The sequence below is a fragment of the Meiothermus ruber DSM 1279 genome (genome assembly GCF_000024425.1).
GTDB lineage: Bacteria > Deinococcota > Deinococci > Deinococcales > Thermaceae > Meiothermus > Meiothermus ruber.
The window spans coordinates 580,392-593,597 of the sequence record NC_013946.1; the positions used below are offsets into that span (position 1 = coordinate 580,392).

Sequence of the window (13,206 nt, forward strand, 5' to 3'; positions counted from 1 at the left end):
GAAACCTTGTGATGGGATCAATGGGATGGCTCGAGCCCAACTCACCGGCATTCTGCTTGCACAAACCACCACCTATGTGGGCTTGCAGTTGTTTATGTTTGTGGCCCCGTGGTGGGCTCTAGGGTTCACCGAGTCACCCCTGGCACCTATTGGCATCTTCCTGGCCATAACCCTGGCCAATACGCTTCCTGGCCCCCTGGTGGGGCATCTGGTGGACAAGTCTGACCCGCTCCGCCTGCTACAGACTGCTCGCATCCTTACGGTGCTTTTACTGGCGGTTATTGCGCTTATCAGCTTTGTAAAGCTCGAATCTATTGGGTTGGTTTGCCTGCTGGTGGGACTGGTGGGTTTCACCGAGTTTCTGTACTCGACTGCTTTCTTTAGCGCAGTTCCTCGGTTCATTGATCGCCAGGGTTTGCTAGGACTGGGCTCGAGGCTCGAGACCATCAACGCTGTGGCGGGTATTCTAGCGCCCGTAGTGGCGGGTCATTTGCTTGTGCTGGGTAACTTTACGGTTGCTTTTGGCGCTGTGGCGGCGCTGCTCGCCCTGGGTTTACTGGGGTTCCGGGGTGCCTCTGCTGGCAAAATCGGCGGCGAAGAAGATAAATCTTCCGGTACGGAGTCTTTATCCAAAACCGGTTTCGTACAGGGCTTGCGCCTTTCTGTCCGCCAAACACTTGCCGATAAAAAGCGACTGTATCTTATCGCTATACCCGCACTGGCCAACGTGGCGATGGCCCCCCTTGGCGCTTTGGTGCTGGTCGCAGTGCATGATCTTGGCTTGGGGGCCCGCGAGGCCGGTTGGGCCACCTCGGCCTTTGCGGGGGGTGTGCTGGCTGCAACGTTGCTGCTGGCCAGGTTTTCTACACCAAGACATCTCTATCCGGTGGGGATATCGGTGCTGGTGCTGGGCCTCGGAACGGTGATAACCGGTGCTGTGGGCTATCCATACCTGCTGGTGGGCTCGTTTTTGGCAGGTGGAGGCACCATCGCGCTCGGGCTATACGCACGCACACTCATGCAAACACTGGCCGGGCCCTCAACCCTCGGAAAGTCGCTGGCGCTGCAAAGAACCCTGCGTATGTCGCTCCGACCCCTGGGTTTGGTTCTTGCGGGTGTGGGTGCAGAGCTATTCGGCTCACGCGCCGCGATTGCTTTTTTGGGTTTCTACCTTTTGATTGTGGGCTCCGCGGGTTTGTGGTTTGTACGCAAAACCTAATGGAGACAAGGAAATGTTCAACGGAAAAGCTATTAGAATTTGTGCTGGTAATCCTGGCTTTTCAGCCCTTGCTAGTGGTAGCCCTCCTGGTTGCGCTCATCCCCGCCCTGCTGGTGGCTCGGGACTCCGGCCACATCACCTTTGCCTCCTACGATATGACCACGGCAGATGGCCGACGGGCCGCCTACTTCGACGGCCTCCTGATGTCCGATGCTGCGGCCAAGGAGCTGCGGCTGTTCGACCTGGCGCCCTGGCTGCTGGCCCAGCGCCAGGCCTATGCCCAGCGGGTCATTGAGCGGCGGTTACAGGCGGCTTGGGCCACTAGCAAGGGGTTTGTAATGGCGGCAGTGGTATCGGCCGGGGCGCAGTACCTGGCCCTGGCCTTTGTGGCTTACCAGGCGGTCACCGGGCGCATCACCCTGGGCGACTTTACGATGCTGGCTACGGCGCTGGTGGTGGTGCGGCAGAACCTTTCTCAGGCGCTGGCTAACCTGGGGGAGCTGTTGGAGAACTCGCTATTTTTTGGTGACCTCGAGCGCTTCTTCAACTTCAGACCGAAGATCGCCACACCGTCCGCGCCTCGGCCCTTGCCGAGCATCGAAGGGTACGAATTTACTTTCGAGCATGTGGCCTTTACCTACACCGGCGCCCCAAGTCCAGTCTTCCAGAACCTGTCGTTTGAGCTGCGGGCTGGGGAGGCCACGGCCCTGGTGGGGGTGAACGGGGCTGGTAAAACCACCATCGTGAAGCTGCTGACCCGGCTTTACGAGCCGGAGCGGGGCCGCATCCTGCTCAACGGGGTGGACATCCGTGAGTTTCCGCTCGAGGACTACCGGGCTATTTTTGGGGTGATCCTGCAGGACTTCGTGCGCTACCACCTCACCGCCCGAGAAAACATCCAGGTGGCTAAAGTTTCGGCGCCGCCCGACCTGGGTAGGCTCGAGGAGGCGGCCCGGCAGGCCAGGGCCGATGAGGTTATAAAAAGCCTGCCCCTGGGCTGGGAGACCATGCTGGGGCGGCAGTTCGACGAACAAGGGCAGGCGCTCTCCGGCGGGCAGTGGCAGCGAATAGCGCTGGCTCGGGCCTCTACCGGGACGCCCCGGTCTTGATCCTGGACGAGCCCACCGCTGCCCTGGACGCTAAGGCCGAGGCCGAGCTCTTCCAGGCCTACCGCGAGCTGACCCGTGGGAAGACCAGCCTGCTCATCACCCACCGGCTCAATACTGTCCGCATGGCCGACCGCATTTTGGTGCTCGAGGGCGGCCAGATTGTGGAGGACGGTTCGCACCACGAGCTAATACAGAAACGGGGGCACTACTACGAACTGTTTACTACGCAGGCCGCGACCTATGGCGCGGAGGTAAACAGGCCGTAGGTACGGAGGATGCTTGCGGTTTGCAAGCCTGCCGGATTGAGTATGACTGAACAGAAATCCCCTCCGGCTGCGACGACTTGCGGATTATAGTAGGCCGCGTGGGGTTGAGTGGGTTTTTCTCAAAGAGAATAATACCATCCCTACGAAACGAAGAATCTCTCCAGGCTCATTTTTTGCCGCTGGTGGCAGCATTGAAAATAGCGAAGGCTGCCATATGAGCAAAATCGGTGCCTTCCTCAGACAGCACTACCCCGCCCTAGCCCACCCCTCCTACGTCCGGCTGCTCTGGGCCACGGCCTTTTCCAGCCCGGGCCGTTCTGCCAGAAGCGCTGTGGCAGGGTATGGACACAAACGCTAATCGGGCCGGAACCGTAGGGGAGTGGACAGGGTGCGCAGGGACTCCTTGTACAACCGGGTCTGAGCGGCGATGCGGATGGGGGCGTTGACCGCGCCGTAGCCCTGGTACGCACCCCGGCGTTCGACAATTTCGATAAAAAAGAGATCGTCGAAGGTCTGGGTGTAGGCGTGGAAGAACTCACCCTCCGGGCTCTGGTCGTACAGCACGTTGAGGGCCTGCATGCGCTCTAGAAGGGCGGGCTCCAGCGCGTAGCGGGCCTCGAGGTCGTGGTAGTAGTTCTGAGGGATGGGGAGGAGCTGGAGGCCGTTGTTCTGTAGGCGCTCGAGGGTGCCAAAGATGTCGGAGGTAGCCAGAGCGATGTGCTGCACCCCGCCGCCGTAGTACTCGTTCAAGAAGCGCGCGGCCAGGGTGCCGCCGGCCTGGGAGGCGTTGAGCACCAGGCGCAGCGAGCGGTCGGGGCTTTCGGCGGCCTGGCTTTGAATGAGGCCGCCGGGGTCGGGAATCTCCAGCAGGTTGGAGGTTTGCAGGCCCAGGATGGTGCGGTAGAACAGAACCCAGGAAAGCACCTGGGCTGCCGGCATCACCTGGGCCAGATGGTCAATGCGCTGTAGAGCGGTGGGTGTGGGCTGGGGTGCGGCCAGCTCGAAATCCACTGCCCAGAAGCTGTCCATCTCCTGCTGGGCTTCAATCAGGTACAGCAGGCTTCCATCCAGACCGCGCAGGGCCGGGATCTGGTGCTCACCGGGGCCGGTTGGGCCGTAGAAGATGGGGGCCTTGTAGGTCTGGGCCCGTTGCAACACCTCCTCCACCCCCTCGACCAGAACCGCCACCGCGCAGACCGAGGTGCCATGCACCTGGTTGTAGGCCTGGGCAAAGCTGCCCGGCTCGCTGTTGAGAATGAAATTAATCTGCCCCTGCTGCCACAGGCTCACCTCCTTGGAGCGGTGCTGGCCGCGCTTCTGGAAGCCCAGGGCCCCGAGGAACTGGGCCAGGGTGGGAGCCATCTCCTCGCTGACGGCGAACTCCACGAAGGCCACCCCGCCGGTTTGCACGGGGAGCTTTTCCAGGGGGTTTTCCTGCAGGTAGACCAGCGAGCGGTAGCCGTCCAGGGCGGTTTCCTTGGGCGGGGTGGTGCGAAACTGGTCGTTGAAGACCTCGAGGGAAAGCCAGCCGTCGTAGCGGGTCTCCCTGAGCACCTGCATGAAGCGATCCAGCGGGAGCTGGCCCTGGCCGGGGAAGCTGCGGAAGTGTCGGCTCCAGGGCAGCACCCCCATCTCCAGCAGGGGGGCGTCGGCGATCTGCACCAGAAAAATCTTTTCCTTTGGGATCTTGGCGATGGCCGAAAGCTCGAGGTTTCTGGAGAAGATATGGAAGGTATCGAGGATCAGGCCTACCGCGGGGTGGTTGGCCCGGCGCACTACCTCCCAGGCGTCGCGGTAGTCGTAGATGTGCTTGGACCAGGCCAGCGCCTCGTAGCCGACCCGGAAGCCCCGCTGTCGGGCGCGTTCGCCCAGCTCATAGAGGTCTTCGGCAATGCGCTCGAGGCTCCCCGTGCTTTGCGGTGAGGTGTTGGCGCAGACGAAGAACAGGTCGGTGCCTAGCTCGGCCATCACGTCCATCTTGCGCTCGGCCCGGTCGAAAGCCCGGCTGCGCTGGGGTTCGGGCAGGCCTTCAAAGTCGCGGAAGGGCTGTAGGGTTACGATGGTAAGCCCCAGATCCTGGGCCATCTGCCGGATTTCCTGGGTGGAGCCCTCGAAGCTCAGCAAGTCGTTCTCGAACAGCTCGAAGCCCTCAAAACCAGCGGCGGCAATGGCCTCGAGCTTGCCCCGGAGGTCGCCGCTCAAACAAACCGTGGCCATGGATCTACGCATTGCATCCTCCATGCAGCAATACCACCTTGGCCTCGGCCAGCCGACCGGCCAGCAGCTCTTCGAAGCTGGTCTGGGCCATGGCAAAAGGCCGCCGGACGGCCAGGGTATCCGGCAGATGAGCCAGCAGCGCGGTGGCCCGGGCAAACTCGGCCTGGGTGAACACATACGAGCCCTGGATACGAATCTCCTGCAAGACTGTGCGCTGCAAGGGGAGGGGGGCCTCGAGGTCGCTCAAACCCACCAGCACCACGCTACCCCCCGGCCGGGCGGCGTTCACGGCCAGGGCCAGGGTGCTCTGGGCCCCTACGGTCTCGAGCACCCGGTCGTACTGTCCGCTGGGGGTCGGCACCACCTCGGCGATAAAGCCCAGCCCCTCGAGCCAGGCCGCGCGCAGCGGGTTGCGCTCGCTGACCGTTACCCGCGCCCCGGCCTGGGCCAGCAGCCAGGCCGCCAGGGTGCCGATGGCCCCCCCGCCCAGCACCAGCACCGGCCGGCCCAGCACCGGCCCGGCCAGCTCCACGGCCCGCAACGCTACCGCCAGCGGCTCGGCCAGGGCCCCTTTCCACAGCGGTACCCCGGCGGGCAGCCGGTGGAGCTGGGATAGGGGCACCCGGATCTGCTCGGCGAAACCGCCCCAGTAGTGAAAGCCGATGTTGGTACGATGGGCGCACAGGTTGCTCAGCCCTTCCCAGCAGGCCGGGCACTGGCCGCACGCCACCAGCGGGTTGACCGCTACCGCCTGGCCCAGCCAGTCCGGGGGGCCCTCCTGCACGATACCGGCAATCTCGTGCCCCAGCACCAGGGGTGGTTTCCAGCGGGCCCGCATGGCCGGGGCCCCCTTGTATACGCTCAGGTCGCTGCCGCAGATGCCGCAGGCCGCGACCTGCAAGAGCACCCCCGCTCCTTCCGGGGTCTCGCGGTGGTGCACGCTGAGTCGTCCGTAATCCTCTAGAACCCATGCTTGCATGCGGTCACCTCACGGGTTGTTGGGCCTGGCCCGCTGCCCGCGCAGCCAGAGCATGCCCACAATCAACAACAGGTTGCATACCGCCAGCACCACGGCCACGGGCCGGCTGAAAAACGCGGTCAGATCCCACTGGGTCTTGATCAGGCTCATCATCAGGTACTGCTCCAGCAGGGGTCCCAGCACCATGCCCAGAATGAGCTGACCCACCGGGAAGCCGCCCCGCTGCATCAAGAGCCCCAGCAGGCCCAGCACCACCAGCAGGTACAGGTCGAAGGGGTTGCGGTTGATGGCGTAGGTGCCCACCAGGCACAAACCCATCACCGCCCCCAGCAGCAGGCGCATGGGAATGCGCAGCAGGGTGCTGATCAGGGCCGCCCCCAGGTAGCCCACCAGGGGCATCATGAGCAGGCTGGCCAGGATAAAGGCCATGTACAACTGCACCACAAAGCCCAGGTTTTTGGCGAACAGGTCGGGGCCGGGGGTAATGCCCATGGTGAGGAACATGCCCAGCACAATGGCCGTCAGGGTGTCGCCGGGGATGCCCAGCGAAAGGGCCGGAATCCAGGTGCCGGCCACGGCGGCGTTGTTGGAGGAGGCCCCGCTGAGGGTGACCTGTTCTTTGCTGCCCCGGCGCAGCCGGGTGAAGTTGCTGCTGATCCAGGCCGCCAGGTCGGAGCCGGCCCCCGGCAGGAAACCGATAAAAGTGCCCAGCAGGCTCGAGCGCAACAGGAGCCGGCGTTCCTTCCAGACCAGCCGGCCCCCTGCACCAAAGAACTCCTGGGCCACCGAGCGATTCTGGTTGGGACTGGCCGGTGGCTGGTGGCCTTTCTTATAGCTATAGATGTTGTTGATCACCTCGGCCACGCCAAAGAAGGCGATGAGGGCGACGATGAAGGAAATCCCTCCCAGCAGGTTGGGGTTGCCGAAGTTGAAGCGGGGGGTGCCCAGGGCGGGGTCGTAGCCGATGGTGGCGATGAGCATGCCCACCCCAAAGGCAATTAACCCCTTGGCCATGGAAGGGGAGGCAAACACGCCGCTCACAATGCCCAGGAGCACCAGCCAGAAGTACTCGAAGGAGGAGAACTGCTTGGCCACCTGGGCCAGGCCCAGCGAGCCCCCAATCAGAATGACCACCCCCACCAGGCTGCCCAGGGCCGAGCTGAGGGCCGAGATGCCCAGGGCAAAAGCGGGGGAGCGCTCCTTGCCAATCTGGTGAATTTCCTCGGTGTAGGCCGCCGAGGCCGGGGTACCGGGGATGCGCATGGCGGTAGCCCCAATATCCCCGGCGAAGATGGCGGTGGCGGTAATGCCGATGATGGCTGAAAAAGCTACCGTGGGGTCTAAAAAGATGGCGATGGGGATGAAGAGGCTGATGGCCAGGGTGGCGGTAAGTCCCGGAAGCGAGCCAAACAAGGCGCCGTACAGGGCTCCCAGCATCATGGCGAGGAAGGACTCGAGGCTAAAAAAACTCATAACGGCACCTTGAGCAACTGCACAAAGACCACGTACACAAAGGCCACCATGAACAGCGCAGTGAGCAGGGCCTCGAGCCAGCGCGCACCCAGGAGCAGGCAGGACAGCAGCACCAGCAACCCGGCGGAGCCCAACAGGCCCAGCCTGTCCAAAGCCCAGGGGGTCAGTAGCAAGGCCAGCAGAACGCCGCCGATGCGCAGCAGATTGCCCCAGGCCAACAGCTTGAACGAGGCCCCTAGCCCAGGCTGGCGCAGGTTGCGGTAGAGCAGGCTCAGGCTGGCCACGGCCAAACCCACCGCCAGCAGCTTGGGGAAAAGCGCCGGCCCCAGATACCCTTCCGCGGTGCGGGGGAAGGTATCGCTGATGAACCAGGCAGCGAGCCCTAGGGCCAGGGCGATCAGGCAGACTAAAAGCTCAAAAGGGCGGGCCGGATTGACCATTGGAATCTTCCTTTCTGTTTCTGTTGTGCCTCCAATATATCCCTGTCGTGAAGAAATGTGATTTACTTGAGTCTGACCGCTCAATCGCTGCAACTTTCCAACGTAACTGGGCAGACGTGGGTCTGCCCAGGTTGTACCGCATTGCCACGGGCTACTTCAACTCATCGGCCAGCTCAGCCATGGCCCGGTTGCGCTCGGCCAGGAAGGCTTTGGTCTGGTCGAAGTTCAGGTGGTTGATGACCAGGTTGGCGTTGTTCATGAAGCGCACAAACTCCGGGTCTTGCACGGCCTTGGCAAAGGCCTGGTCGAGCTGGCGGGCCACCGAGGGCAGGGTGTGCTTGGGGGCCGCGGCCATCAGGAAAGAGGCAAAGGTCCAGTCCACGCCCAGCTCTTTCAGGGTGGGCACGTCGGGGAAGGCCGGGAAGCGCCGGTCGGTCATGAAGGCCAGGTAGCGGGCCTCACCGGCTTTAACCAGCGCGCTGGCTTCGCCGATCGAGACAAAGGCCACGTTGATGCCCCCCGAAATCAGCTCTTGCAAAGCGGCGGCCGCACCCTGTGCGGGCACCCAGGGCAGGGCCGCGTCTTTCAGGCCAAGCTTTTTGAGGAAGCCCAGCCGGGCATAGTCGTAGGAGCCGGCGCGGGCGGTGCCGGAGGCCTTGTACTTGCCGGGGTTGGCCTTGATATCGGCGATGAACTCCTGGGCGGTTTTCCAGGGGGCGTCTTTGCGCACCACGATGGCCACGGGGTTCAGCACCAGGAGCGCGATGGGCGTAAAGGCATCGGCGTTGATTTTGGTCTGGTTGACCCAGGCCGGTAGCACCACCTCCAGGGTGATGATGCCAATGGTGTAACCGCTGGGGTCGCCCTGGGCGATGGCGGCGTGGCCGATGGCCCCACCCCCGCCGGTGCGGTTGACCACCTGTACCGGCTGGCCCAGGATGTTGCCCAGCACCGGGGCCAGGGAACGGGCGGTAAGGTCGGTGCTGCCGCCGGGTGACCAGGGCACGATCAGGGTAATGGGCCGGACAGGGTAGCGTTGCCCCAGTGCCACCAGGGTGAGCGCCAGTACGGCCACAACCGCCAGAATGCCAAAAACTCGCTTCATGTAGACTCCTCCCTTGCTCAATAGCATCAAAGGTGAACCGTATTGTGGATGTCCTTTGGGACGCTGGACAATCTAACACAGTTTTTACAAAGATGCAACTGGCATCTCAGTTGAGTTTTAGTACGCGGCTTGTTAGACTGGCTTTATGGTTCAACCCAGTGATGTGGAGGAACTGCCCCTACGGGAGCGGGCCTACCTGCACATCAAGCGCCTGATTCTCAACGAGGAGTTACCGCCCAACAGCTTTTTATCGGAGCGGAGCCTGGCCCAGCAGCTTGGCATGAGCAAAACCCCGGTGCGGCTGGCTATCGCCCGCCTCGAGAACGAGGGTTTTGTGCGGGTCTCGCCCCAGCAGGGCATTGTGGTGCTGGCCCTGAGCTTTGAGGAGGTGCTCGAGCACATCGATTTTCGCCTGGCCCTGGAAAGCTTTGTGGTCAAGCGCCTGGCCGGCAACCTGAGCCGCAGCCAGGCCAGGGTGCTGCAGGAGCATATTCAAGAGCAGCAGGCCCTGGCCCAGCACCCCCAGACCCAGACCGAGCAACTGGTGCTGGCCGATATGGCGTTCCACCGCCGGCTCGCCACTACCCTGGGCAACCGTCAGATTGTGCAGGCCCTCGAGCGCCAGCAAGACATGCTGTACCGGGTGGCCCACCGTGTGTACCAGAAACACCCCTCCCGGCGTGAGCAGAGCATAGCCGAACACCAACGCCTGCTGCAGTTTCTGGTCGAGGGTGAGCAGGCCGAGGCCCTGGGTTTGATCGAACAGCACATCAGTCGCATCAAGTCTTTGTTGATCAGCGCCGCTGGGGGCTAAGGTTTCCCAGACCGGGCTTCACGCGATTATGGCTGAGCGCTCATGGGTGCTTGGGTGTCCCAGCAGGCGAGGGCTTTGAGAACGGCGTTTCGCTCGTTTTGATGCGAAAGCCGCTTAAGGGCCTCGCGCACAGGGAACCAGGCCACCCCGTCCACCTCTTCTTTTTGGGGCCGGGGTGTGCCACCCACGTAGCCCATCAAGAAGTGATGAACTTCCTTAGTGACGGTGGTTTGTACCCCGTCGTCTTTGACCGTGAAGTGATAGCGGATGCTGCCCAGGGGGGCCAGTACCCTGGCCTCGATGCCAGTCTCTTCACGCACCTCGCGGACGGCGGTTTGTGGATAACGCTCGCCTGGCTCTACCTGGCCCTTGGGCAGGCTCCAGACCCGTCCGTCTTTGATGGCGATGAGGAGCACCTCCAGGCCCTTCCCCCCAGGCCGCTCGCGCAACACCACCCCCCCCGCCGAGGTCACCCGGCGGCGGGATTGCGGCAGCGCTTGGGGCCTCGAGCCCCCCACCATGCCGCGTTTAGGTCTACGGCGGCGTAAACTTACCGAATAACGCATACTGTAACTACTTTCCAATGACCCAATGATGGGTACCTGTTCTCAGTTTACTAGGAACTGGCGCTTTTGTCGTGTATGAAGGCACACATGGGCCGCAGAATGCCATTAGCCAGTAGTAAGCAGTAAAAAGAAAAAGCGCCCCGAAGGGCGCTTGCCTTGAACAAAGAAAGATCAGCCGAGCTATTTATGCTCCTTAGAAAGGAGGTGATCCAGCCGCACCTTCCGGTACAGCTACCTTGTTACGACTTAGCCCCAGTCATGAGCCTTACCCTAGGCGCCTGCCTGTGGCTCCCGGCGACTTCAGGCAAAACCCACTCCCATGGCTTGACGGGCGGTGTGTACAAGGCCCGGGAACGTATTCACCGCGGCATGGCTGATCCGCGATTACTAGCGATTCCGGCTTCATGGGGTCGAGTTGCAGACCCCAATCCGAACTGAGCCTGCTTTTGTGCGATTGGCTTCCCGTTACCGGGTCGCAGCGCTTTGTGGCAGGCATTGTAGCACGTGTGTCGCCCAGGTCGTAAGGGCCATGCGGATCAGACGTCATCCCCGCCTTCCTCCTACTTTCGTAGGCAGTCTCGCTAGAGTGCCCAGCCGAACTGATGGCAACTAGCAACAGGGGTTGCGCTCGTTGCGGGACTTAACCCAACATCTCACGACACGAGCTGACGACGACCATGCAGCACCTGTCTCACGGCTCCCTTGCGGGCACCCCCGGCTTTCACCAGGGTTCCGTGGATGTCAAGACCTGGTAAGGTTCTGCGCGTTGCTTCGAATTAAACCACATGCTCCACCGCTTGTGCGGGCCCCCGTCAATTCCTTTGAGTTTCAGTCTTGCGACCGTACTTCCCAGGTGGAGTGCTTAACGCGTTAGCTACGGCACCCAACAGATGTCGGACACCCAGCACTCATCGTTTAGGGCGTGGACTACCCGGGTATCTAATCCGGTTTGCTCCCCACGCTTTCGCGCCTCAGCGTCACAAATCGTCCAGGTAGCTGCTTTCGCTATTGGCGTTCCTTCCGGTATCTGCGCATTTCACCGCTACTCCGGAAATTCCGCTACCCTCTCCGACCGTCTAGCCTCACAGTATCCAACGCACCCCCGAAGTTGAGCTTCGGTCTTTAGCATCGGACTTGAGAGACCGCCTACACGCCCTTTACACCCAGTAAATCCGGGTAACGCTCGCACCCTCCGTATTACCGCGGCTGCTGGCACGGAGTTAGCCGGTGCTATTACCTCGGTACCGTCATTATCGTCCCGAGTTCAGAAGTTTACACCCCGAAGGGCTTCGTCCTTCAAGCGGTATCGCTCCGTCAGGCTTTCGCCCATTGCGGAAGATTCCTAACTGCTGCCTCCCGTAGGAGTGGGGTCCGTGTCTCAGTACCCCTGTGGCTGATCGTCCTCTCAGACCAGCTACGCGTCGTCGGCTTGGTAGGCCATTACCCCACCAACTACCTGATGCGCCGCAGGCCCATCCCAAAGCGCCGAAGCTTTAAACATCCACCAAAGTAGATGTCCACATCCAGGATTAGCTAAGATTTCTCCTAGTTGTCCCAGACTTTGGGGTAGGTCACCTACGTGTTACTCACCCGTCCGCCACTGGCTGCATAAACAGCCCGTTCGACTTGCATGTCTTAGGCATACCGCCAGCGTTCACCCTGAGCCAGGATCAAACTCTCCGAAAACGCTCACCTTGCGGTGAGACTTGTATTTTTCTCGTTTATAAACGTCCGAGAAAACGACGTATGGTTCGTGCTTCTGCTGATCTTTCTTTGTCAAGGTGCTTGGCTACCTCGTGGCAGCGCAACGAGAAGTGTACCGACTACCCCCAAACCTGTCAAGCCCTACCCGGTATGTGGTTCTTGGGATGGTCGGACAAGCTCATCTGGGCGGCGCGGAGCTGCAGGGCTCGCAGCAGGTCGGTTTTGCTTAGAATGCCGATTAAGTGCCCCTGCTCGTCGGTAACCAGGAGCCTCGAGAACCCCTGTTCAGCCATGCGTTGTAGGGCGGCGAGGGCTTCGGTGTCTTGGTTTACCTGTAAGGGGGGGCGCATCCGCTCGAGCACCCGGGTCTGCGGCGAGGCCCCGTGCAGGTCTTCCAGGCTGATCAGGCCCAGGAGCCGCCCCTCCTCCACCACCGGGTAGCCCACGTGCCGCTCGAGCATCATCTTCTCCAGGAGCTCGGCCACGGTCAGGCTGGGGGGCACGGTGCTTACCTCGCGGGTCATCAGGTCGCGCACCCAGAGGCCCTCGAGGGTGCGGCTGAGCACGGTTTGCTCACCCTCGGCGCTGGCCGCCATAAAGACGAAAAAAGCGATCAGGAGCATGAAGAGGTTGCCGATGAGCAGGCCCAGCAGGCCCAGGGCAAAGGCCATCACTTTGCTCACCGCGACGGCGGTGCGGGTGGCCTCGAGGTAGGGTCTGTAAAGGGCCAGCAGGCTGCGCAGGATGCGCCCGCCGTCGAGCGGCAGGGCTGGTAGCAGGTTGAACAGGGCCAGGCTCAGGTTGATGAAACTCAAGTAGCCCAGCAGAAACTGCCCATCGGTTGCGCCTGGGGGTGCCAGTCCGCGCAAAAGCGCAAACAGCCCTGAAAGCAGCAGGCTCACGATGGGGCCGGCGATGGCGATGACGGCCTCGGCCCCGCGGGTGCGGGGGATTTGCTCGAGCTGGGCCACCCCCCCCAGGAGCCACAGGGTAATCTCGCGGGTTTGTACGCCATAGGCCCGCGCCGTGAGGGCATGGCCCAGCTCGTGGAGCAGCACGCTCAGGAACAGACCCAAGGCGGCCAGCAGGCCCAGCACATAGGGCATGGGGCCTTGGAGCCAGTCGGGCGATGCCTCGATCTGCAGCAGCCGCAGGTAGAGCGGAAGCTGGCTGCCGATCAGAAAGGCCAGAAGGGGCAGCACAATCAGAAAGCTCAGGTCGAGCGAGACCGGGATGCCCAGGAGCTGCAAAGGCAGGCGGATGGTTTTGGCGAACATTTGCACGTATGGTACTACACTGCGAGAAGCCCTTTGT

12 protein-coding genes and 1 rRNA gene are annotated in these 13,206 nt (G+C 62.2%); 5 read left to right on the forward strand and 8 right to left on the reverse strand.

Annotated elements, in window-relative coordinates:
* Positions 1–25 precede the first annotated feature (25 nt).
* From MRUB_RS03060 to MRUB_RS15760, 4 genes are all read left to right on the forward strand, one after another.
* Positions 26–1,219: an MFS transporter gene (locus MRUB_RS03060; protein ID WP_013012891.1), complete on the forward strand. Its 1,194-nt coding sequence runs from the start codon at positions 26–28 to the stop codon at positions 1,217–1,219.
* A gap of 41 nt (positions 1,220–1,260) precedes the next feature.
* Complete coding sequence (locus tag MRUB_RS03065) at positions 1,261–2,328, forward strand: ATP-binding cassette domain-containing protein (protein ID WP_015586389.1); 1,068 nt, start codon at positions 1,261–1,263, stop codon at positions 2,326–2,328.
* Positions 2,277–2,594, forward strand: a complete 318-nt coding sequence (locus tag MRUB_RS15395; RefSeq protein ID WP_152024871.1) for an ABC transporter ATP-binding protein — start codon at positions 2,277–2,279, stop codon at positions 2,592–2,594. The genes MRUB_RS03065 and MRUB_RS15395 overlap by 52 nt, the downstream gene beginning before the upstream one ends.
* 214 nt (positions 2,595–2,808) lie before the next feature.
* Positions 2,809–2,952 (forward strand): hypothetical protein, encoded by a 144-nt coding sequence (locus tag MRUB_RS15760; RefSeq protein ID WP_024049886.1) that lies wholly within the window; start codon positions 2,809–2,811, stop codon positions 2,950–2,952.
* Here the strand turns inward: MRUB_RS15760 and MRUB_RS03070 are convergent.
* From MRUB_RS03070 to MRUB_RS03090, 5 genes are all read right to left on the reverse strand, one after another.
* On the reverse strand, positions 2,949–4,823 hold the full coding sequence (locus MRUB_RS03070; protein ID WP_013012892.1) for a bifunctional sugar phosphate isomerase/epimerase/4-hydroxyphenylpyruvate dioxygenase family protein: 1,875 nt from the start codon (positions 4,821–4,823) through the stop codon (positions 2,949–2,951). The two genes, MRUB_RS15760 and MRUB_RS03070, sit on opposite strands and share 4 nt — an antisense overlap.
* Complete coding sequence (locus MRUB_RS03075) at positions 4,816–5,790, reverse strand: zinc-dependent alcohol dehydrogenase (protein WP_013012893.1); 975 nt, start codon at positions 5,788–5,790, stop codon at positions 4,816–4,818. The genes MRUB_RS03070 and MRUB_RS03075 overlap by 8 nt, the downstream gene beginning before the upstream one ends.
* A gap of 9 nt (positions 5,791–5,799) precedes the next feature.
* Positions 5,800–7,263: a tripartite tricarboxylate transporter permease gene (locus MRUB_RS03080; RefSeq protein WP_013012894.1), complete on the reverse strand. Its 1,464-nt coding sequence runs from the start codon at positions 7,261–7,263 to the stop codon at positions 5,800–5,802.
* Complete coding sequence (locus tag MRUB_RS03085; RefSeq protein ID WP_013012895.1) at positions 7,260–7,703, reverse strand: tripartite tricarboxylate transporter TctB family protein; 444 nt, start codon at positions 7,701–7,703, stop codon at positions 7,260–7,262. Before MRUB_RS03085 ends, MRUB_RS03080 begins: the two co-directional genes overlap by 4 nt.
* 151 nt (positions 7,704–7,854) lie before the next feature.
* Entirely contained in the window at positions 7,855–8,808 is a 954-nt protein-coding gene (locus MRUB_RS03090) for a tripartite tricarboxylate transporter substrate binding protein (RefSeq protein ID WP_013012896.1), read from the reverse strand.
* A gap of 145 nt (positions 8,809–8,953) precedes the next feature.
* Between MRUB_RS03090 and MRUB_RS03095 the strand changes: the two genes are divergently transcribed.
* Positions 8,954–9,622, forward strand: a complete 669-nt coding sequence (locus MRUB_RS03095; protein ID WP_013012897.1) for a GntR family transcriptional regulator — start codon at positions 8,954–8,956, stop codon at positions 9,620–9,622.
* A 26-nt stretch (positions 9,623–9,648) separates the two neighbouring features.
* Here the strand turns inward: MRUB_RS03095 and MRUB_RS03100 are convergent, their stop codons facing one another.
* From MRUB_RS03100 to MRUB_RS03110, 3 genes are all read right to left on the reverse strand, one after another.
* Positions 9,649–10,143: an NUDIX hydrolase gene (locus MRUB_RS03100; RefSeq protein ID WP_013012898.1), complete on the reverse strand. Its 495-nt coding sequence runs from the start codon at positions 10,141–10,143 to the stop codon at positions 9,649–9,651.
* A gap of 242 nt (positions 10,144–10,385) precedes the next feature.
* A 16S ribosomal RNA gene (locus MRUB_RS03105) occupies positions 10,386–11,874 on the reverse strand.
* Between the two features lie 152 nt (positions 11,875–12,026).
* Complete coding sequence (locus MRUB_RS03110) at positions 12,027–13,169, reverse strand: site-2 protease family protein (protein ID WP_013012899.1); 1,143 nt, start codon at positions 13,167–13,169, stop codon at positions 12,027–12,029.
* Positions 13,170–13,206: the final 37 nt, after the last annotated feature.